The following is a 21,184-nucleotide window of genomic DNA, read 5'->3' on the forward strand; positions in this document are numbered from 1 at the left end:
CGGGTTCTGCAAGCGATGCCCGGGGCAAGCCCGGGTATGACGGCGTTGTCGTCAGAACTGCTCGGCGCTGAGCGCCATGGTGGTGTCCGCGCCGGAGGTGATCCGCGCCAGATGGGCAGCGGTCTCCGGCAAGGTGCGCTCCATGAAGAAGCGGGCCGTGACGAGCTTGCCGCTCATCCGCTCGTCGGCACCGGCCGTGAGCTTCTCCTGCGCGGCCTTGGCGATCTTGACCCACATGTAGCCGAGCGAGACGAGGCCGAGCAGGTGCATGAAGTCGGTCGCGCCGGCGCCGGCATTGTCGGGCTTGGCGAGGGCGTTGTTCATGAACCACATCGCCGCCTGCTGGAGATGGCCCAGCGAGATCTGGAGCGGCCCGAGCAGCGGCTTCAACGCCTCGTCCTCGGCATTCTCCTTCAGGAAGCCACCGACCTCGTTGAAGAAGGCCATGATGCCACGACCACCATCGCGGCCGAGCTTGCGGCCGACGAGATCCATCGCCTGCACGCCGTTGGCGCCCTCGTAGATCATGGCGATGCGGGCATCGCGGACGAACTGCTCGACGCCGGTCTCGGCGATATAGCCGTGGCCGCCGAACATCTGCTGCGCCTTCACCGCGTTGTCGAAGCCGATATCGGTGAGCACGCCCTTGAGCACCGGCGTCATCAGGCCGAGCTGGTCGTCTGCGGCCTGGCGCTCGGCCGCATCGCCGGAGCGATGGGCGATGTCCGACTTCAGCGCGTTCCAGAGCACGAAGGCGCGCGCGGCCTCGTTGAAGGCCTTGATCGACATCAGCGTGCGGCGCACGTCCGGGTGGACGATGATCGGATCGGCCGGCTTGGCGGGCTCCTTGGCGCCGGTCAGCGCCCTGCCCTGCAGGCGCTCCTTGGCATAGGCGACGGCGTTCTGATAGGCGACCTCGGACTGGGCGAGGCCCTGGATCGCGACGCCGAGGCGGGCCTCGTTCATCATCACGAACATGGCGTTGAGGCCGCGATTCTCCTCACCGACCAGCCAGCCCTGCGCGCCTTCATAGTTCATGACGCAAGTGGCGTTGCCGTGGATGCCCATCTTGTGCTCGATCGAGCCGCAGGAGACGCCGTTATTGGCGCCGACCGAGCCATCCCCGCCTATCTTGTTGCGCGGCACGACGAAGAGCGAGATGCCCTTCGTGCCGGCCGGTGCGCCCTCGATGCGGGCGAGCACGAGATGGATGATGTTCTCGGTGATGTCCTGCTCGCCGGCCGAGATGAAGATCTTGGTGCCGGAGATGGCGTAGGAGCCGTCGCCGTTCGGCACGGCCTTGGTCTTGAGCAGGCCGAGATCGGTACCGCAATGCGGCTCGGTCAGGTTCATCGTGCCCGACCAGGTGCCGTCGATCATCTTCGGCAGATAGGTGCGCTTGATCTCGTCGGAGCCGTGGACGTAGAGCGCGGCGATCGCGCCCATGGTCAGGCCCGGATACATGGCGAAAGCCATGTTCGCGGCCGAGGCATATTCGTTCATCACGGCGCCGAGCGTGTAGGGCAGGCCCTGGCCGCCATACTCGGGATCCATCGCAAGGCCGATCCAGCCGCCGCCGGCATAGGCCTCATAAGCCTCCTTGAAGCCCTTCGGCGTGGTGACGCGGCCGTCTGGGTGGCGGGTGCAGCCTTCCTGATCGCCGGAATAGTTGATCGGCTGGAGGACTTCCTCGCAGAGCTTCGCGCCCTCGCCGAGGACGGCCTCGATCACGTCGGGCGTGGCGTCCGAGAACCCCGGAAGGTTGTTGTAGCGCTCGATGTTGAAGACGTCTTTGAGCAGGAAAAGCGTATCGTCGACGGGCGCCTTATAGACCGGCATGATCGTCCTCCCTCATGTCGCGCAGCCGCGCCTCCCGGCTGACCAGTCAAGATAGTTCATATATAAACAATCTTGAGCAGCTTGCAATGGGGCGACCGGCATATTCGCCCGCCGCGACGGCCGATCTAAGGCCGAGGCATAAAAAAACCCCGGCGAACCGGGGTTTGGAAATTGTCTTGGGGGGGCGGCGGTCAGGCCGATCCGAGCCGCGCAAGCGCGCCCTCAAGTTCCTTGATCGCGTCCTCGATCTCGGCGCGCTGGCTGCGCAGGAGGTCGAGCTGCTCGACGATCTGCTCGCGGGACAGGTGAAGCCCGCCGACGGCAGCCGACTTCTCGGCGGCGCCCGCCTTCTTGTCCTCGTTGGCAAGCATCGCGCGGATCTCGATGAGCGTGAAGCCGAGCTGCTTGCCCTTGAGGATGAGCGCCAGCCGGGCGCGGTCGCGCGCCGAGTAGATCCGCGTCATGCCCGAACGGGCGGGGGCGATCAGACCCCTGGATTCGTAAAAGCGCAGGGTGCGCAGCGTCACCCCGAAATCACGGGCGAGGTCGCTGATCGTGAAGCCTCCGGCATCGGCGCCGTCGTCCGAGGCAGTATCCACGCGGGTCTCATGAATCGAGGAACCCGCCAAAGCCGTGCTGTGGCGCGACATGCGTTCAATCCTTGAAGAGGGACCGCTTCGCCGACTCATACTGGCAGCGTCGCTGGTGGGTGAGAGAGCAGGATGCAGCAAGCCCTCTCCTAGCGTCAGGTAATCCATCCCTATCGCGGGGTAAGTTACGGTTACATGTAAACGAAACCCTGCTTTTGGAATGGCGCTTTTGGAAAAAATTAACGGGTGAGGCCGAATTCTTAACCCGCTGTTTACCATGTCGGCGAAATCTCGGATGCGCGGACCGGCTTCTCGACGTCGTCAACGTTCCTTTCATGGATCGCCGGATCGCGCGGAGGCAGCGGTGTTCAGGGAGCCGCGCCGGCACGCAGGAGCAAGACCCTGGAGGCGAGCACAATCATGGCGAACAGCTTGCCCTGGAGCGTGAAGGGCGTCGATCCGAGAACGCGCGACGCGGCGAAGGCGGCGGCGCGGAGGGCGGGCATGACGCTGGGCGAATGGCTCGACCACAAGATCCGCGTCGAGAGTGCAGAGCAGCAGCCGGCGGGAGCTTCGGCAGCGGTGCCCGAGCAGCTCGACATCGCGGCGCTTTCGGAGCGCCTCGCGCAGCTGTCGCAGGGCAAGACCGACACCGCGCCCCGCGCCGAGCCCCGCGCCCCGTCACGCTCCGAGATCGACTCGCTCATCCGCCAGGCCGCGACGGCCGAGAAGCTTACGCGCGAGACGAGCACCCGCACGGCCGGAGCCCTCGATTCCATCGCGCGCTGGATCGAGCAGGCCGAGGACCGGATGGCGTCCGGCGAACGCGCTGCCGCCGAGCGGCAGGAGCGGGCGACCAACGTCATCGCCGAGGCCATCAAGACGATGGGCGACCGGATCGTCGAGATCGAGCGCCGTGCCGGCGAGGCCCGCCCGCAGGCCAGCGAGCGCGCGCCGCGGCTGGCCTTCAGCCGCGACGGCCTCGCCGCCGCCGTCACCGACATCCGCACGCGCCAGCGCCTGCTCGACCGCGAGGAGGAAGCTCCAGCGCAGCCGATGCAGGAGCGCATCTCGGCGCTGCGCGAAGATCTGCGCGGCCTCGGCGCGAGGCTGTCGCCGGACACACGCCGCCCGGGCGGCCAGCAGCGTCCGGCCGCGCCCTTCGCCAGCGACTTCGCCCATGCCATCGAGAGCAAGATCGCGGCACTGGGCGAGCGCCTCGACAAGCTCGCCGGCAGCGACCATTTCGAACCGGTCCTGAAGCCGCTGGCCCGGCTGGAGGCGGAGGTCTCGCGGCTGTCGCGCGACCGTGCGGGCGACGACTACCATCACATCCAGCACGAGATCGCGCATCTGGCGGGCAAGATCGACGCCCTCGCCGCCGGCGGCAACGGCGCCGATCTGGCGCCGCTCGCGCGGGACATGGCCGAGCTGCGCGGCCTCGTCCTGCAGAGCGGCAACGATCAGCGCCTGGAGGAGCTCTCGCAGCAGATCGCCATGCTCGGCTTCGAGCTGGGGCGCCTGCGCGAGACCCAGCCGGACCTGCGCGAGATGCGCAACCTCTCCGCCGCCATCGAGGATGTTCGCGGCGCCGTCCTCTCCGATCATGGACGCGGCTTCGACCCGGCGCCGCTCGCGGCGCTCGCAGGCCAGATCGACAGGCTGTCGCAGAAGGTCGACGAGGCCGCGACGCAGCGGCCCGCCGATCAGCTCGACCACCGCATCGACGCCCTCCAGCAGCATATCGAACGGCTCGCCGAGCATAGCCCGGCCGCCGTCACGCGCCAGATCGAAGCGCTGGCGGAACGGATCGAGAGCATCGCGGCCTCGAGCGAGTTCGCCCGCATGGCCGAGAGCCGTCAGGCTCAGACCGATCTGAGCCCGATCGAGGACATGCTGCGCCATCTCGCCGAGAAGATCGACGAAGCCGGCACGCCCGGTGCGAAGGCGGATTCCTTCGAGGCGCTCGAGCAGCAGATCTCGGGCATCGCCGCGCGGCTCGACGAGGCCGCGGCGACGCGCACCGCCGAGAGCGGCATCGAGCGGACGCTGCAGGACCTCGTGGTGCACCTGCGTTCCATGCGCGACGAGACCGCGGCCGAGCGGGCCGCGCTGGCACAGGCGACCAGTTCGGCCGCGCCCGGAAAGGGCATCACCGAGCTGTCGAGCCTCGTCACGGGCCTGAGGGACACGCAGGTGTCCTCGGAACGCCAGACCCAGGACGCGCTCGGCGCCCTGAACCAGACGCTCGAAGCGATCATGGGCCGCCTGTCGAACCTCGAGGGCGAGCTGCTGGCCGACCGCAAGGCGCCCGCCGGACGCGCCGCGGCCGCCCGCGCTCCGGACCCTGTGATGCGCGCCGCCCCGCCGCAGCCGCGCGAGCCGCTGGCCGGCGCAGCGGCCATGCAGCGGGACCGGAGCACTTCCGGAAGCGACATGCCAGCCCGGACCGAGCCGACGCTCGGCATGCCGAACTCGGCTTTCGACTTGCCGCTCGAGCCTGGCTCGGGCCGCCCTCGTCCGGATGCCTCCGCCGGGACCGGCCAGGATGCGCAGTCGGTCCGCCAGAGCCTGATCGCCGCCGCACGCCGTTCGGCGAAGGCCGCAAGCGAGGCGGCCGCCGCGCCCACCCCGGCCGCGGAACCGTCGGCGAAGGGCCCCGGCCGGCTGCGCGAGATGATGGACAAGCGCAAGCGCCCGCTGCTTCTCGGGCTGGCCGCGCTGATCCTGGCGCTCGGAACCGCGCAGGTCGTCACCAGCACGCTGCGCAAGGGCACGAAGACCGTCAGCAACGAAAGCCCGAGCCTGGTCGCTCCCCCGGTCGCCCCGCCGGAATCTCAGCCTGCCAAGCCTGACGCCGCGCCCGAGAAGGCGCCGGCCAAGGACCAGTCCTCGGCGGCTCCCGCATCGAACGCGACCGCGGCCCAGGAGGCCGAGGTCCCTGCCGCGCCCGAATCGGCAGCTGCGCGGACCCAGGCATCGGCGCCCGAAGCGACGCCCGACGCGGCCGCCTCCCGGCCCGCCGGCGAACAGATCCAGGCCGTGACCGGCCTCGGCGACCTGCCGACCGGCCTGGGCAGCGCCGGGCTGCGCAAGGCGGCGCTCGATGGCGACGCACGCGCCGTCTACGAGCTCGCCAGCCGTGCCGCGGACGGCCCCACCGGCTCGCGCGACGCCAAGCTTGCGCTGCGCCTGTTCGAGCGTGCCGCTGTCGCCGGGCTCGCACCGGCCCAGTTCCGGCTCGGCAACATGTTCGAGAAGGGTGTCGGGGCACCGCGGGATCTCTCGCTGGCGCGGATCTGGTATCAGCGCGCCGCCGAGCGCGGCAACGCCAAGGCGATGCATAACCTCGCCGTGCTCTCGGCCGAAGGCGCCGCCGGCAAGCCCGACTACGCGACCGCGGCGACCTGGTTCGCGAAGGCGGCCGAGCTCGGCGTTCGCGACAGCCAGTACAACCTCGCCGTTCTGCTCGGCCGCGGCCTCGGCGCCCCGACCGACCTGGCGCAATCCTATGTCTGGTTCGCCGTGGCAGCCGCCCAGGGCGACGAAGACGCCGCCCGCAAGCGCGACGAGGTCGCCCAGCGCCTGAAGCCCGACGAGCTCGCCACGGCCAAGGCGCGTGCTGCCGGGTGGAAGCCGAAGGTGCTCGACGGTGCCGCCAACGAGGTGACGCCACCCGCCAAGGGCTGGGATGCGAGTCCGACGGCGACGACCGCCAAGCCCGGAAAACCGGCGCGAAGCTGATCATCCTGCCGAACCGTCATGCTTCCGACGTGTTGGCGCGGCAGGAGGAAAAATCGTTTCTCGAGGCGGGCCGGAAGCGGCCCGTCTTGCGTTTTCGACAGTTCGTTTCAACCCGGGTAGCCTGGGAACCTCGGCGAGAGCGCTCGCTCGAACGCCGTCGATGAGGGGTAGAAGTGCAGATTTACCTGCCGATCGCCGAGCTCCCGATCAGCGTGCTGATGGTGCTCGGGCTGAGCGGCGCCGTCGGGTTCATCTCAGGGCTGTTCGGCGTGGGAGGCGGCTTCCTGCTCACCCCGCTCCTGATCTTCCTCGACATTCCGCCGGCGGTCGCGGTCGCAACCGTCGCCGCGCAGGTCGCAGGCTCCTCCACCACGGGCGTGCTCACCTATCTCCGGCGCAGGGCGCTCGATCTCAAGCTGGGCAGCGTCCTGGTCTCGGGCGGCATCATCGGCACCGTGCTGGGCGTGCTGTTCTTCAACACGATGCGCCGGCTCGGCCAGCTCGAGCTCGTCATCACCCTCTCCTATGTCACGCTGTTCTCGATCATCGGCGGGCTGATGCTCTACGACGCGTTGCGGGCGATGCTGCGGGTCAGGGCCGGCAAGCCGGCCCGGCTGAAGCGGCGAGGCGGCACGCATCCCTGGTGGATGGGCCTGCCCTTCCGCCAGCGCTTTCCACGCTCCGGCCTGTATTGCAGCGTCCTGCCGATCGCGCTGCTCGCCGTCGTCATCGGCTTCATCGGCGCGGTGCTCGGCGTCGGCGGCGGCTTCATCCTGGTGCCGGCACTGATCTACTTCTTCCGCATTCCGCCAGCCGTCGTCGTCGGCACCTCACTTTTCCAGATCCTGGTGACGATGACAGGCGCCACGCTGCTGCACGCCGTCACCAACCAGTCCGTCGACATCATCCTCGCCATCCTGCTGCTGCTGGGCGGGGTGATCGGCGCGCAATTCGGCGGCCGTGCCTCCCGCAATCTCAACGTCGAATCCTTCCGGCTGCTGCTCGCCCTGCTGATCCTGTCGGTGGGGTTGCGCTTCGCGATCGAACTCTTTCTCGCGCCGAGCGAACCTTTCTCGGTCGTCGTTCCGGAGAGCGCGCGATGAAACGGATCCTGCGCAGCGCGGCCATTCTGGTTTCCCTGCTGCCCGCACTTCTGCCTGCGGCCACGGCCGGCCGTGCCGAGGGGCTGATCGCGGCGATGTCCAGCCATCAGATCCAGATCACCTCGAACTACACCGGCAGCCAGCTCACCGTCTTCGGTCTCGTCGAGCGCGACGGGCGCAGCGTCTCGCGCGGCGACCCCTACGACCTCGTCGTCACGGTGCGCGGGCCGCGCCGCATGCTGCTCGTGCGCCAGAAGGAGCGCCTGGGGCCGATCTGGATCAACAGCACGCAGCGGCGCTTCCCCGACAACCCGGTGTTCCTGTTCGTCGCGACGAACAGGCCGATCAGCGAGATGATGGGCGAAGACACCGCCCGGCGCGACCGCATCGGCCTGGTCAATGCCGAACGTGGCGCGCAAGCCTGGTTCGACGACAGCACCACGGCCCTGTTCCGGGAAAGCCTCGTCAGGATCATGCAGAACAAGGGGCTCTACGCCTATGAGGAACGAGGCGTGACCTTCCTCTCCAGCGCCCTGTTCAGCGCGCCGATCGACGTGCCGGCCACGGCCCCGACGGGCTCCTACACCGTCGATGTCGTGCTCTATGCCGGCGGCGTGCCGCTGGCGCGCCAGCAGACCAATTTCGAGGTGATCAAGACCGGTACCGAGCAGCGCCTGGCTTCCGGCGCCTACGAATGGCCCTGGCTCTACGGTCTGGTCACCGTCGTGCTGGCGCTGGTCTTCGGCTGGGGCGCCAGCGTCGTCTTCCGGCGCGACTGACGGAACGGACACTCAGCCAAGGAGCGCCGCATAGGGCAGGAACGGCTGGATGCTGCCCTGCTCGGCCCCGGCCCGGTCCGGCGCCAGCTCGACCAGCCCGTCGGATTGCACCAGCGAGACCAGGGAGCCCGCGCCTTCGCCCGGATGCTTCCGCGCCACAGGCAGCCCGTCGGAGGCGGGTTCCAGCGAAGCGCGCAGGAACTCGCGCCGCCCGGCCCTGCCGCGATGCGCGAAGCCGAGCCGGACCTGTTGCCGCGTCAGCGGCGGGCAACCGGTCCCCGCCAGCCGCGCAAGCATCGGGCGCGCCACGAAGGCAAAGGTTACGAAGACAGCGACCGGATTTCCGGGCAATCCGAGGAAGGGCGTGCCGCCGACCCGGCCGACCGCGACCGGCTTGCCCGGCTTGATCGCCACGCGCCAGAAATCGAGCGAGGCGAGCGCCGACCTGACGTGATCTTCCTCGCCGACCGAGACCCCGCCCGAGGTGATGACCAGGTCGCAGTCGGCGGCCGCTTCGGCGAGCTGCGCGGCAACGCGGTCGCGGTCGTCCCGCAGGATACCGAGATCGACGGTTTCGGCGCCGGAGCGTGCGAGCAGCGCCCGCAGCATCGCCCTGTTCGCGTCGTAGATCCCGGCCGGCGGCAGGGGGGCGCCCGGCTCGGTCAGTTCATCGCCGGTCGAGAACAGCGCCACGCGCGGGCGCCGGCGCACCACCACGTGATCGCGCCCGAGCGCTGCCAGCAGGCCGAGATCCTGCGGCCGCAGACGATGACCGGGCGCGAACAGGCTGTCCCCCGGCGCGACATCCTCGCCAGCCGGCCGCAGATTGTCGCCCCGTCGCAAGCCCGGCGGCAGCACGACGGCGTCGCCGTCGTCGCCGACATCCTCCTGCATGACCACCGTGTCGGCGCCAAGCGGCATCGCGGCACCGGTGAAGATGCGCAAGACGCCGGGCGCGGCCAGGGTTCCCGGCGCCTCGCCCGCCGCCGTCCGGCCTAGAACCGGCAGGCGGGTTGCGGCTCCCGTGGCGAGATCGTCGAACCGCAGTGCGTAGCCGTCGACCGCCGAATTGGCGAAGGGCGGCAGCGGCAGACCCGCCCGGATCTCCTCGGCGAGGACACGGCCATCGGCCTGCGACAAGGGCAAGCTGCGGGTGCCGGCGACCGGAGCGACCAGGGCAGCCGCCCGCGCGCCGGCTTCCTCGACCGGCATCAGGGCATCGGCGGGTTCCGTGCCGCTCAGGCGCACCACGGCGAATCCTGCTGCGTTACGCCACCCATCGTCATCGGAAACCGTCTCTCCCAGGGCTGGCGGCGGCTGCCGCGGCGCTCCCGTTTGTTCCCCGCCGGAGATGCATGGTCAAGCCGCGGCAACGCGCCGGTTGCCCCGGCGGGAAATGCCATCATATGAAGCATGGCGATGCGAACCACCCCGGCGGGCGCGACCATGGACACGATTGCGCTCGATCTGCGCGGCCTCAAATGCCCCCTGCCCGTGTTGCGCGTCCGCAAGGCGCTCGGCGCGGCGACCGCCGGCAGCGTTCTCGTCGTGCAATGCACCGACCCGATGGCGGCGATCGACCTGCCGAACCTGGTGCGCGAGACGGGAGACCTGATCGAGCGGCAACCCGGCGAAGGGCGCACGCTGGTCTTCCATATCCGCAAGGCGGCCTGAGGCTGCCGCGCAAGCAACGGAGTCTATCGAGGTGAGCCTTTCCCAAGCCGACATCCTGCGGGCGCTTGAACTGGTGAAGCTGCCGGCGAGCGGGCAGTCTCTCGCCGCATCGGGCCGGGTCGCCGACATCCTGATCGACGGCGGCAAGGTGATTTTCGCGATCGGCATCGACGCGACGGAGGCGAATGCGATGGAGCCGGTGCGCAAGGCGGCGGAAAGCGCGGTCGGCGGTCTTCCCGGAGTGACCCAGGTGCTGGTGGGCCTCACCGCCGACAAGGCACCGCCTTCGGCCGGGATGCAGGCCCGCCAGCAGGCGCATCGCCCCGGCCCCGGCGGCGCACCACCGAAGCCCGCCGGCGTGCCGGGCGTGAAGCAGATCATCGCGGTCGCGAGCGGCAAGGGCGGCGTCGGCAAGTCGACCACCGCCGCCAACCTCGCCGTCGCCCTGTCGACGCTCGGCCTCAGGGTGGGCGTGCTCGATTCCGACATCTACGGTCCCTCGATGCCCAAGATCTTCGGCATCACCGGCAAGCCGCAGATCGTTTCCGGCCGCACGCTCGCGCCGCTGGAGGCCTATGGGCTGAAGGTGATGTCGATCGGCTTCCTCGTCGACGAGGAGACGCCGATGATCTGGCGGGGGCCGATGGTGATCTCGGCGATCACCCAGATGCTGCGCGAAGTCGCCTGGGGTGAGCTCGACGTGCTCGTCGTCGACATGCCGCCAGGGACCGGCGACGCGCAGCTCACCATGGCCCAGCAGGTGCCGCTCGCCGGCGCCGTGATCGTCTCGACGCCACAGGATCTCGCCCTGCTCGACGCGCGCCGGGGCGTAGCGATGTTCAGGAAGGTCGCGGTGCCGATCCTCGGCCTGGTCGAGAACATGAGCTATTTCGTCTGCCCGGAATGCGGGCACCGTTCCGACATCTTCGCCCATGGCGGCGCTCGGCACGAGGCGGAGCGGCTCGGCGTCCCCTTCCTCGGCGAGATTCCGCTCGCCATGCCGATCCGGGAAACCTCCGACGGCGGGCGCCCGATCGTCGCCAGCGATCCGCAAAGTGCCCATGCCAAAGCCTACGTCGCCCTGGCGCGGCAGGTTCAGGCGGCGCTCGGCGGCGCCGTGAGGGCGGCACCGCGCATCGTCATCGAATAGCCTGCCGCACACTATCGCGACGGCTTGACGCCATCGCGGTATTGTTCTCTATATGTTCCCATCAATTCAGGATGGAGGGCAAGCGATGGCCGTGTTTCCCGCCCGGCACATCAGCGTCGGCATCGCCCGCCCGGCGCAGGAGGTCTACGACTTCCTCTCCGACCCCGCTCATTTCCCGCAATGGGCAGCAGGGCTCGGCCACAGCTTCGAGCATGTCGAGGGCATGACATGGCGGGCGGAGACGCCGATGGGGCGGATGCGGGTGCTGTTCAGCGAGCCGAACCGTCACGGCGTGCTCGACCATGCCGTCATCCCCGAGGACGGGCCGGCGATGCACAACCCGATGCGTGTCGTCGCCAATGGCGATGGAGCCGAGGTCATCTTCACCCTGTTCCAGCGGCCGGGCATGTCCGGCGACGAGATGGCGGCGGATGCGGGGATGGTCGCGCGCGACCTCGCAGCATTGAAGATCCTGCTGGAGGGCGGACGCGCGTAGAGCATCGGACCGAAAAGTCGAATCCGCCTTTCGGAAGAAAGCGCTGCTCGAGCCCTGAACTGGATCATCGTTATGGCGTCCGATCAGACGCGCGACGCTCTAGCGCGGGCTCCGGATCAGCCGCTCGGCTTCGGCCAGATCGGCGGGGGTATTGATGTTGAAGAAGGGGTCGAGAGGCTCCGTCGGCCATTCGGCGACGGCGACGCCATGCCGCCCGGCCCATTGGCCGAGCCGCCGTTCCCCGGCCGACAGGGCGGCGCGCAGATCCTCCCGCAAGGCAACCGGCCATAGGCCGATGGCGTGATGTCGCCGTCCGCCCGAGGTGGCGCAGGCGATCGGCGTGCCGGCGGCAGCGCGGGCCGCATGCAGGCGCTCGACGAGATCATCTGGAACGAAGGGCGTATCGGCGGCCACGCTGACGAGGCTGTCCTCGCCGGGCCGTTCGGCGGCAAGCCAGTCCAGCCCCGCGAGAATGCCGGCAAGCGGGCCGGCGAAGCCCGCCAGGGTGTCCGCCACCACGGGCAGCCGGTACGCGGCGAAGCGGGCCGGATCGCCATTGGCATTGAGCAGAAGCCGGCCGCACTGCCCCCGCAGCCGCTCGACCACATGCGCAAGGATCGGCCTGCCGGCGAGCATGTGCAGGGGCTTGTCGCCGCCGCCCATGCGGCGGGCAAGGCCGCCGGCGAGGATCAGCCCCGTCACCGGGCGAGACGGAGAGCCGCTCATGCAGGTGCCAGGGGCGGCATCATCGCCCGGCTCAGGCCGCGAGCCGAACCACATCGGTGGCCCAGCGCTCGACAGCCGGCAGATCGGCAGACAATGCAACCCAATCCTCGCCGGCGAAGGCACGCCAGGCGGGCAGGACATCGCGGCGGACGGCGAGCAGCACCGGCAGCCCCGCCATCACCGCCCGCGCGATCTCGTCGCGCAGCCCTTCGCCGAGGGCCTCCTGCTTGCCGAACTTGTTGACGATGACGAGGTCGACCCGCTCCGCCAAGGCGCCGGAGAAGGCAACGGCTGCGGCAGCCAACCCGGCCGGATCGAGCCGGCAGCCCTGGGCCAAGGCACCGAGATCCTGGCTGATCGGGAAGCGCCTGCCGTCGGCGAGGTCCTCCAGCGACATCGCCATGCAGCGATCGGCGCACGCCGCGTCATTGTGCTGGATGACGCCGCCGAGCCTCAGGCCACCACGGCGCAACCGGGCGACGACGGCCTGCATGAAGGCGTCGATCCCGAAGTCGCTCTCGTAGGGGATGGCGGCCAGACGGGTCATGGCCGTTTCATCTCACGAAGTTGCCGCCCGCGCCAGAGATCCCGGTGGCGATGCGGTCTGGGCGAGAAGCCGGAGAAGTGTTGCGCCGCACCTACAGCCGGGCCGAGCGTCTCTCGCTAGGGTGGTGACGGCTCAATCCGGGCGGCCGGGCTGGCCGAAGGCCTGTGACCCGACCGGAACGCATGAACCGACCCTCTTCCCAGACCCAGCTCGACCCAGCGGCCGATGCCGCGCGGCTGCTGCGCCGCATCGGCTTTGCGACGCTCGCTCTCGTCCTGCCGCTGGCCGCGCTGGTCTCGCGCCGCGCTGCCGTGGTGCTGGTGCCGATCGGCATCGCGCTGCTGATCATCGCGGCGCTGGTGGAAGACCCCGGTCAGTTCCTTGCCGGCCTCAAGGCGGCCCTGCTCAGCCGGCCCGGGCTGATCCTGATCGCGTTGATCGCCTGGTCCGTGCTGTCGCTGGTCTGGAGTCCCTATCCCGGCGCTGCCGCGGAGAAGGCCGGCAATCTCGCCCTCGCCGTGACCCTCGGCTTCGTCGGGCTCTCGGCGCTGCCGGAGCGGATGCGCGCCTCGAATCTCAATCTTGCTGCGCTCGGCACCGGCATTGCCGGGATCTTCGCGCTCGGCCTCATCATCGTGGCGGCGCTGCGTCATGCCGAGGCGCCGCAGGGAGCCGTCGAACGCGGCGTCTCGATCATCCTGATCATGGCCTGGCCGGCACTGGCCTGGCTTCTGTCGCGAGAGCGGGGAATGACCGCGCTCGGCCTCGCCCTGATCGTGGGGCTGCTCGCGCTGACCCGTTTCGAGGACGGGGAGACCGTGGCGATGATCTTCGGTGCCGTTGCGTTCGGTGCCGTCACCGCCGGGCGGGACGCGGCGACCAAGGCGGTCGCGACGATCGTCGCCGGGCTGATGCTGTTCGCGCCGGTTCTGCCCTTCCTGCTGGCGCCGCTCGTCGCGCTGCTGCCCGACAACAGCGGCGATTTCGCGCAGATGCTGTCGATCTGGGCGGACGTCATCCGGCAATCGCCGGTCGAGCTCATCACCGGCCATGGCCTGGACACCGTGCTGCGCGGCCAGATGACCGGGGTGCTGCCGCAGCCCGCGCCGGCCACGCTGCTGTTCGAGACCTGGTACGAGCTAGGCCTGGTCGGCGCCGCGACGGCCGCGACCTGCCTGTATTTCGCCATCCGTGCCGCCGGACGGATGCCCGGCGCCCTCTCGGCCGGCGGCGTGGCCGCCTTCACCACCGCCTTCGCGCTCGGCACGTTCGGCTTCGCGCCCCTCCTGCCGTGGTGGCTGATGACGCTGACGGCCGTGGTGCTGATGTTCGGCGCGATCGCGCGCGGGCAATACCGGACCGACCGCCCGGCCGTGCCCCTGCCGATGCGGGCGGCAAACCATACGCGCCCCAAGGCGGGCGGCCCGCCGGCCGCTTCCTAGATCGTCGCGCCTCCTGTCGGATGCGATAAACGAGGACCTAGCGCGCCGGCGCTGCGACGAGCTTGAATTTCGGCATGTTGGAGACGTCGACGGGGATGTCGTAGGCGTCCTTCATCGCGTAGCTGAGCATCTGGTGATACAGCGGCAGATAGATCTGCTCGCCGCGCAGCTTCTGCCAGAGCCTGGCGATCAGGGCGTCGCGCCGGCCATGATCGATCTCGCTGGAGATTTCGCCGATCAGGGCGTCGGTGCGGGGATCGGCGTAGCCCGTCGCGTTATAGGCGCCACGCCGCCCGTCACGACTGTGATAGAGCGACGAGAACACATGCTCGCTGTCATAGGTCGGAGCGCCCCAGCCCGCGAGGAAGAGATCGGGGCCAGGCGTCTGCGCGAGCGCCTTCGACTGCGCCGCCTGGGACTGGGACACGAGGGTGACGCGGATTCCGATCCGCCCGAACATCGAGACCAGCGCGCGACAGGTCTCCTCGCCATAGACGTACCGGTCATTCGGGCAGTAGAGCGTCGTCGAAAAGCCCTGCGGATAACCGGCCTCGGCGAGCAACTGCCTCGCCTGCCCCGGCGCGAAGGGCGGCGGCGTATCGAGCTCGCGGCTCCAGCCGTTGACGAAAGGCGGGATGATGATGCCGCTCGGCAGGGCCTCCCCGCGCATGACGACGCGCTGCAGATGGTCGCGGTCGATGGCGATGTTCATGGCACGCCGCACGCGGAGATCGGCAAAGGGGTTGCGCCCGCCGGCCCGCGTGCCCCGCGGCGCAGACGAGCCTATGTCGAAGCCCAGAAAGATCGTCCGGTTCTCGACACCCGACGTCACGGTCAGACCGGGCTGGGCACGCAGGCGCGGCAGATCCTGGATCGGCACATCCTGGAGGAAGTCGATCGCACCGGAGAGCAACGCGGCGACACGGGCGCCGGGCTGCGGAATCGGCCGGTAGATCAAGGTCCCGATGCCGAGGGCGACGTGCCGCCGGTTCCAGTAGTTTTCGTTGCGCCTGAGCTCGGTCATGACCTGCGGCTGGCGCGAAACCAGCGCGAAGGGCCCGGTGCCGTTCGCGTGCTCATGGGCAAAATTGGCCTCGGAGGCCGCATCGCCGGGGATGAGCACCGCTCCGTTCCGCTCGGCCCAGGCCTTGCTCATGATGGCGATGGCCTGGGTGTTATCGATGAACCCCGGGCTCGGGCCCCGCGTCCTGATGCGGATCGTGAGGTCGTCAAGCTTCTCGATCGAGACGACCGAGGCGAGATAGTCGCGGAAGCCGGAGTTCGGCGCCATCGCGCGACGATAGGAAAAGACGACATCGTCGGCCGAGAACCGGCTGCCATCCTGGAAGAAGACGTCGTCGCGCAGCTTGAATTCCCAGACGGCCGGGTCTTCGAGCAGCATCCGCCAGGAGACGGCGAGCAGCGGCTGCAGCCGCCCCGCCCGGTCGCGCTCGGTCAGTGCCTCGTAGATGTTCTGGAGAAGGGCGACCGTCGGCCCCTCGTTGGCGACATGCGGGTCGAGCGTCAAAGCGTCGCTGGAGCGCGCCCAGACAAACGCCTCCGCCGCAGCCGGCAAGAGCACCAGCAGCAATCCAAGCAGCAGGGCTGCCAGCCTGCGCGGCATTCCTTTGTCCTCCCCCCTCGCAGTCCAGGTAACCGGGCGACGACCCTCCCGCGCCGCCGCCCGCGGCCTTCAGCGCGACAGCTCGGCGATCAGGCTGCGCACAAAACGCGTGCCGGCCTCCAGTTGCTCGACGGCGAGGAACTCGTCCGGCTGATGCGCCTGGGCGATATCGCCCGGGCCGCAGACCACCGTCGACCAGCCGGCCTGCTGGAACAAGCCCCCCTCCGTACCATAGGCCACGACGTGCCGGCCATTATCTCCCGTCAGCCGGCGGCAGAGCGCCTCGGCCGCCCCATCGGCTTCCGGCCCCATGGCGGCGGTTTCGGACGTGACCTCGATCGTGATGCCGCTCTGGGGCGCGATCGCCTGCATCTCCGCCTCGAGCTCCGCGGCCCTGGCCCGGTAGCGGGCGAGGTAGTCGTCCAGCTGCTCACCGGGAATGCCGCGCACCTCGTGAGCGAAGCTGCAGCGTTCGGCCGTGATATTGACGGCAGAGCCGCCCTCGATCTCGCCGACATGGAGCGTCGAATAGGGCGGCTCGAACAGGTTGTCGGCCGAAGCGCGCGCCTTGTTCTCGGCCATCGTCGCCGTGTGCCAGTGGACGAGCTCGCCCGCGATCATGACAGCCGGGACCCCGATATCGACGCGGCTGGAATGCACCGCGTAGCCGCGCACCGTCGTACGCATGCGCAGGACGCCCTTGTGGCCGGTCACCACCTTCATCATCGAGGGCTCGCCGACGATCACCGCCGAAGGCTTCAGCCCCTCGTCCCGGAGCGCTGCGATCAGCACGCGAGCGCCGCGGCAGCCGACCTCCTCGTCATAGGACAGCGCGAGGTGGATCGGCCGCTTCAGCGGCGCGGCCAGCATCTCGGGCACCAGGGCAAGGGCGATCGCGTCGAAGCCCTTCATGTCGCAGGCACCGCGCCCGTAGAGCCGGCCGTCCCTCTCGGTCAGGGTCCAGGGGTCGGATGTCCAGTTCTGCCCGGCGACGGGCACGACATCGGTATGGCCGGACAGGACGATTCCGCCGTCGCGCTGCGGACCGACCGTCGCGAACAGATTGGCCTTCTGGCCGTCCGGGCTGGGGACGAGCCGGCTTTCGACGCCGAGGGAGGCGAGATGGTCCCGGCAGAAATGGATCAGCTCGAGATTGCTGCGTTGCGATTCCGTATTGAACGAAACCAGCTTGGCCAGCATCTCTTTCGGCGTCATCGTCACGGCTCTTCTCCCTCGGAACGCCTCGGCGCCCGGCCTCGCGGCAGTTCCGTCCACAGTGCGGAGCCCCGCCACAGGCAGGTTCCGTGCCGGCAAGCTAGAGCTTGACCCTCACCATCGACAACCCCGCAGGCGGACAATGCTTGACGCCGAGGGGCCCGGCACGTTCTCGTGCCGGCATCGGCCAACGCGCCACAGACAGGACAAGCACCAAGATGGATTTCGACGTCACGCTCGCGGATGTGCAGGCTGCCGCGACCCGCATCGCCGGCAAGGTGCGCCGCACGCCGACCTTCCACAGCGCCGGTCTCTCGGCCCGCCTCGGCGTCGAGACCTGGGTGAAGGTCGAGAGCCTGCAGCTCGGTGGCTCCTTCAAGGTGCGCGGCTGCACCAACAAGCTGATGGGCTTGAGCGAGGCCGAGCTGAAACGTGGCGTCGTCACGGTTTCGGGCGGGAACCATGCGATCGCCCTGTCGCTCGTCGCCCGTTCGATGGGCGCGCGGGCCCTCGTCCTGATGGCAAAGGCGACACCGACGCTCAACATCGAACTGACGCGACAGGCCGGCGGCGAGGTTGAGCTCTGCGAGGATTCCATCGCGGCCTTCGCGAGGGCCGAGGACTATGCCGCCCAGGGCATGGTCCATGTCCACTCCTACGACGACCCGGCGATCATCGCCGGCCACGGCACGCTGGGCCTCGAAATTGCGAGCGACGCCGGCGGGCGCATCGACCACGTCTTCATCTCGATCGGCGGCGGCGGCTTCGCCGCCGGCGTCGGCGCGGCCCTGAAGGGGCTCGACCCGGCAATCCGGCTGCATGGCGTCGAGACCGAAGGCGCGACGACCATGACGCAGGCGCTGGAAGCCGGAAAGCCGGTGCCGATCCGCCCGACCTCGATCGCGCGCACGCTAGGCGCTCCTTTCGCGACCGAGCGGACCATGGCCGCGGCCCGCCAGTTCCTCGAGGAGATCGTCCAGGTGCCCGATGCCGAGGCCGTGCGCGAGCTGCTCTGGGTCCTCCAGAACGGGCGGGTCCTGCTGGAGCCGGCGGCCAGTTGCGTCGTCGCCGCGGCACTCCGACGCAAGGAGAGCTTCCGGCCCGGCGAGCGGATCTGCCTCGTGCTATGCGGATCGAACGTGGCGCTCGAGGACATCGCGCGCTGGCGCGCCGAATTCGGGATCTGACGAGACCGGATCAGCGATTGTTGCGGGCCAGCCTCGTGTAACGGCTGTGCTTGCGGGCCGCGGCGTAGCGGCTGCGCTTGTAGCCATGCCAGGATGCCTCGCGCGCGCCGACATCGGCATGGACGAGGCCGTTCGAATAGGTGCCGACCCCGCCGACGCTCGCCAGCGAGCGGGCGGCGGCAGCGGCCTTGCGCGACGAGGTCGCGAGCGGCCGGAAGTCGATGGCGCGTCCCAGATAGTGCTGCGAATGCCGGGCATGGCGGCCTCCGCAGGTCGAGGTGATCTGGATGGGACCGATCTTGGCGACGAGCTCGGTGATCATCGCGCGCGCTTCGGGCTTGAGGCAGCCGAGACCCTTGACCTGCGGCTGGAAGGAAATTTTCTGGATCGGTTCGTCTGCCAGGGCGGCAGCAGGCAAGAATGCGGACAGGCACGCAAGCAACATCAATCGACGCATAATCAACCAAACATGATGGGGAGAGTGAGAAAGGTCAGATCGGCAATGGCGAACGATCTGAGCGGAGAGGCCGCCTCGCTATTGGCTGTAAGAGGCCAAATCATGGCTAAGCCGAATTTTGGTTGTTTTACTGCCCCAGGGACATTCGGTGAGTGACCGTTCATGACTGGGGCAGTGCCTCTCGCAGCGCCGCCATTCCCCCAATGCCCATCCCCCGCGCGCATGCCGGCTTGGACAGGCGGCCGGCTGCTGGGCTAGCTTGCGCCACGGCACCCGCTTTCTGCGCGGTCGCTCAAAGCCATCTCAGAGGACACGATGCCCAAGACCGACATCATCGCGGCGCTGACCCCCGAAATCACCGCGATCCGCCGCGACATCCACCGTCACCCCGAGCTGATGTACGAAGAGCGCCGGACCGCCGGCCTCGTCGCCGAAAAGCTCAAGGAATGGGGCGTCGACGAGGTTGTCACCGGCCTCGGCCAGACCGGCGTCGTCGGCGTGATCAAGGGCAAGGGCCAGGGCTCCGGCAAGGTCATCGCGATGCGCGCCGACATGGATGCGCTGCCGATCCATGAGGAGACCAATCTCGAGCATCGCTCGACCGTGCCGGGCAAGATGCACGCCTGCGGCCATGACGGCCACACCGCCATGCTGCTCGGCGCCGCCCGATACCTGACGCAGACCCGCGACTTCGACGGCACCGCCGTGCTGATCTTCCAGCCCGCCGAGGAGGGCGGCGCCGGCGCCAAGGCGATGATCGACGACGGGCTGATCTCGCGCTTCGGCATCCAGGAAGTCTACGGCATGCACAACAAGCCGGGCGTGCCGGTCGGCAAGTTCGAGATCGCCAAGGGGCCGGCGATGGCCGCCGCCGACCGCATCCACATCAAGATCGAAGGCCTGGGCGGGCACGCGGCCGCGCCGCACCGCGTCAACGACCCGATCGTCGCCTCCTGCGCCCTGGTCAGCGCCCTGCAGACGGTGGCCTCGCGCAATGCCGACCCGCTGGAATCGATCGTCGTCTCGGTCACCGCGCTCAATGCCGGCGAGGCCTTCAACGTCATCCCGCAGACGGCGGAGATCAAGGGCTCGGTGCGGACGCTGACGCCGCAGACGCGCGAGCTCGCGCAGAAGCGCATCACCGAGATCGTCGACGGCGTGATGAAGGCCTTCGGGATGAAGTACGAGCTGGAATACCATCTCGGCTATCCCGTGACCTTCAACCATCACGGCCAGACCGATTTCGTCACCAGCGTCGCCAAGGAGGTGTTCGGCTCCGATGCGATCACCACCGATGTTCCGCCGACCATGGGCTCGGAGGATTTCTCCTTCATGCTGGAGGAGCGCCCCGGCGCCTTCATCAATATCGGCAACGGCGACTCGGCCGGCCTGCACCACCCCGCCTACGAGTTCAACGACAAGGCGATTCCGGTCGGCGTGAACTACTGGGCGAGCCTGATCGAAATCTCGATGCCGCAGCGCGGCTGACCCTGCGACGGCGATGAGCGACATCGATTGCCTGGTGATCGGGGCCGGCGTCGTCGGCCTCGCGGTGGCCCGCGAGCTGGCGCTCGCCGGCCGTGAGGTCGTCATCGCCGAGGCTGCCGAGGGCATCGGCACCCAGACCTCGGCGCGCAATTCCGAGGTCATCCATGCCGGGATCTACTATCCGCCCGGCTCGCTGAAAGCCCGCGTCTGCGTGGAAGGACGCAGGAAGCTCTACGCGTATCTCGAAGAGCGCGGCCTGCCGCACAAGGGCTGCGGCAAGCTGATCGTCGCCACCTCGGAGGCCCAGAAGCCGGCGCTGGAGACGATCATGGCGCGGGCCAAGGCCTCCGGCGTGGACTCCTTGCGCTGGCTCTCCGGCGCCGAGGCCAGGGCGATGGAGCCGGAGGTGCGCTGCGAGATCGCCCTGCTCTCGCCCGAGACCGGCGTGGTCGACAGCCATGCGCTGATGCTCTCGCTGCTCGGCGAATGCGAGGCGGCCGGTGGCGCGCTGGCGCTCAACACGCCGATCACCGGCTGGCGGCGCGAGGCGGAGGGCTTCAGCGTCGATTTCGGCGGAGACGAACCTGCGACCTACACGGTCCGCACGGTGATCAATTCGGCGGGCCACGGCGCGCCGAAGCTGCTCGGCCTGCTCGACGGCTTTCCGCCGGCGCATGTGCCGGTGCAGCACTATGCCAAGGGCAACTACTTCGCCCTGATCGGCAAGCAACCCTTCACGCACCTGGTCTATCCGGTGCCGGAGGCGGCGGGGCTCGGCATCCACGCGACCATCGACATGGGCGGGCGGGTCAAGTTCGGCCCGGATGTCGAATGGGTGGAGAGCGATCAGGATTTGATCGTCGATCCGGCGCGCGGCGACAGGTTCTATGCCGCGATCCGGACCTATTGGCCGGCGCTGCCCGACGGGGCGCTTGTCGCGGACTATGCCGGCATCCGGCCCAAGCTGCACGGACCGACCGAGCCGATGCCGGATTTCCGCATCGACGGGCCGGAGGTCCATGGCGTGCCGGAGCTGGTCAATCTGCTCGGCATCGAGAGCCCGGGGCTGACCAGCTCGCTGGCGATCGCCGAGATGGTGCGGGACAAGCTGGCGGGCTGACCG

18 protein-coding genes are annotated in these 21,184 nt (G+C 69.1%); 10 read left to right on the forward strand and 8 right to left on the reverse strand.

What is annotated here, in order from left to right; genetic code table 11:
* Window positions 1-51: 51 nt before the first annotated feature.
* Window positions 52-1,839, reverse strand: coding sequence for an acyl-CoA dehydrogenase C-terminal domain-containing protein (locus BGO20_RS13370; protein WP_291664128.1), 1,788 nt, complete (start codon window positions 1,837-1,839; stop codon window positions 52-54).
* 191 nt (window positions 1,840-2,030) lie between these two features.
* Complete coding sequence (locus tag BGO20_RS13375) at window positions 2,031-2,597, reverse strand: MerR family transcriptional regulator (protein WP_291664127.1); 567 nt, start codon at window positions 2,595-2,597, stop codon at window positions 2,031-2,033.
* A 252-nt stretch (window positions 2,598-2,849) separates the two neighbouring features.
* Here BGO20_RS13375 and BGO20_RS13380 point away from each other — a divergent pair, with 252 nt between their 5' ends.
* From BGO20_RS13380 to BGO20_RS13390, 3 genes are all read left to right on the forward strand, one after another.
* Window positions 2,850-6,173, forward strand: coding sequence for an SEL1-like repeat protein (locus tag BGO20_RS13380; protein WP_291664126.1), 3,324 nt, complete (start codon window positions 2,850-2,852; stop codon window positions 6,171-6,173).
* A gap of 173 nt (window positions 6,174-6,346) precedes the next feature.
* A complete protein-coding gene (locus BGO20_RS13385; RefSeq protein ID WP_291664125.1) occupies window positions 6,347-7,276 on the forward strand; it encodes a sulfite exporter TauE/SafE family protein in 930 nt (309 codons plus the stop codon).
* Entirely contained in the window at window positions 7,273-8,055 is a 783-nt protein-coding gene (locus tag BGO20_RS13390) for a TIGR02186 family protein (protein ID WP_291664124.1), read from the forward strand. Before BGO20_RS13385 ends, BGO20_RS13390 begins: the two co-directional genes overlap by 4 nt.
* Window positions 8,056-8,067: 12 nt before the next feature.
* Here BGO20_RS13390 and BGO20_RS13395 read toward each other — a convergent pair whose 3' ends face one another.
* Window positions 8,068-9,267 (reverse strand): molybdopterin molybdotransferase MoeA, encoded by a 1,200-nt coding sequence (locus BGO20_RS13395; protein ID WP_465246036.1) that lies wholly within the window; start codon window positions 9,265-9,267, stop codon window positions 8,068-8,070.
* A gap of 207 nt (window positions 9,268-9,474) precedes the next feature.
* Here BGO20_RS13395 and BGO20_RS13400 point away from each other — a divergent pair, with 207 nt between their 5' ends.
* The 3 genes from BGO20_RS13400 (at window position 9,475) to BGO20_RS13410 (ending at window position 11,375) form a co-directional block, all read left to right on the forward strand.
* Entirely contained in the window at window positions 9,475-9,729 is a 255-nt protein-coding gene (locus tag BGO20_RS13400; RefSeq protein ID WP_362889889.1) for a sulfurtransferase TusA family protein, read from the forward strand.
* Window positions 9,730-9,760: 31 nt separating this feature from the next.
* The gene (locus BGO20_RS13405) at window positions 9,761-10,879 is read left to right on the forward strand and encodes an Mrp/NBP35 family ATP-binding protein (RefSeq protein ID WP_291664122.1); all 1,119 of its coding nucleotides are present in this window, start codon (window positions 9,761-9,763) and stop codon (window positions 10,877-10,879) included.
* Between the two features lie 85 nt (window positions 10,880-10,964).
* Window positions 10,965-11,375: an SRPBCC domain-containing protein gene (locus tag BGO20_RS13410; RefSeq protein WP_291664121.1), complete on the forward strand. Its 411-nt coding sequence runs from the start codon at window positions 10,965-10,967 to the stop codon at window positions 11,373-11,375.
* Window positions 11,376-11,474: 99 nt separating this feature from the next.
* On the opposite strand, the gene mobA is transcribed toward BGO20_RS13410, so the two are convergent.
* Both mobA and BGO20_RS13420 read right to left on the reverse strand, forming a co-directional pair.
* Entirely contained in the window at window positions 11,475-12,101 is a 627-nt protein-coding gene (mobA, locus tag BGO20_RS13415) for a molybdenum cofactor guanylyltransferase MobA (RefSeq protein WP_291664120.1), read from the reverse strand.
* A 31-nt stretch (window positions 12,102-12,132) separates the two neighbouring features.
* Window positions 12,133-12,648, reverse strand: coding sequence for a DUF2478 domain-containing protein (locus tag BGO20_RS13420; protein WP_291664119.1), 516 nt, complete (start codon window positions 12,646-12,648; stop codon window positions 12,133-12,135).
* Between the two features lie 182 nt (window positions 12,649-12,830).
* Between BGO20_RS13420 and BGO20_RS13425 the strand changes: the two genes are divergently transcribed.
* The gene (locus tag BGO20_RS13425; RefSeq protein ID WP_291664118.1) at window positions 12,831-14,090 is read left to right on the forward strand and encodes a peptide ABC transporter permease; all 1,260 of its coding nucleotides are present in this window, start codon (window positions 12,831-12,833) and stop codon (window positions 14,088-14,090) included.
* A 37-nt stretch (window positions 14,091-14,127) separates the two neighbouring features.
* Here the strand turns inward: BGO20_RS13425 and BGO20_RS13430 are convergent, their stop codons facing one another.
* Both BGO20_RS13430 and argE read right to left on the reverse strand, forming a co-directional pair.
* The gene (locus tag BGO20_RS13430; protein ID WP_291664117.1) at window positions 14,128-15,714 is read right to left on the reverse strand and encodes an ABC transporter substrate-binding protein; all 1,587 of its coding nucleotides are present in this window, start codon (window positions 15,712-15,714) and stop codon (window positions 14,128-14,130) included.
* A gap of 69 nt (window positions 15,715-15,783) precedes the next feature.
* On the reverse strand, window positions 15,784-16,929 hold the full coding sequence (gene argE / locus BGO20_RS13435) for an acetylornithine deacetylase (protein ID WP_291664189.1): 1,146 nt from the start codon (window positions 16,927-16,929) through the stop codon (window positions 15,784-15,786).
* A gap of 218 nt (window positions 16,930-17,147) precedes the next feature.
* On the opposite strand from argE, the gene BGO20_RS13440 reads away from it, so the two are divergent.
* Complete coding sequence (locus BGO20_RS13440; RefSeq protein ID WP_291664116.1) at window positions 17,148-18,116, forward strand: threonine ammonia-lyase; 969 nt, start codon at window positions 17,148-17,150, stop codon at window positions 18,114-18,116.
* 10 nt (window positions 18,117-18,126) lie between these two features.
* On the opposite strand, the gene BGO20_RS13445 is transcribed toward BGO20_RS13440, so the two are convergent.
* The gene (locus BGO20_RS13445) at window positions 18,127-18,534 is read right to left on the reverse strand and encodes a DUF882 domain-containing protein (protein WP_291664115.1); all 408 of its coding nucleotides are present in this window, start codon (window positions 18,532-18,534) and stop codon (window positions 18,127-18,129) included.
* Between the two features lie 354 nt (window positions 18,535-18,888).
* On the opposite strand from BGO20_RS13445, the gene BGO20_RS13450 reads away from it, so the two are divergent.
* Together BGO20_RS13450 and BGO20_RS13455 are read left to right on the forward strand one after the other, a co-directional pair.
* Entirely contained in the window at window positions 18,889-20,061 is a 1,173-nt protein-coding gene (locus BGO20_RS13450; RefSeq protein ID WP_291664114.1) for a M20 aminoacylase family protein, read from the forward strand.
* A 13-nt stretch (window positions 20,062-20,074) separates the two neighbouring features.
* Window positions 20,075-21,181 carry an NAD(P)/FAD-dependent oxidoreductase gene (locus BGO20_RS13455; RefSeq protein ID WP_291664113.1) on the forward strand — a complete coding sequence of 369 codons (1,107 nt, stop codon included), beginning with the start codon at window positions 20,075-20,077 and terminating at the stop codon, window positions 21,179-21,181.
* Window positions 21,182-21,184 lie beyond the last annotated feature (3 nt).

Origin of the sequence: Allobosea sp. 67-29 (genome assembly GCF_001898115.1) — a bacterium.
Lineage (GTDB): Bacteria > Pseudomonadota > Alphaproteobacteria > Rhizobiales > Beijerinckiaceae > Allobosea.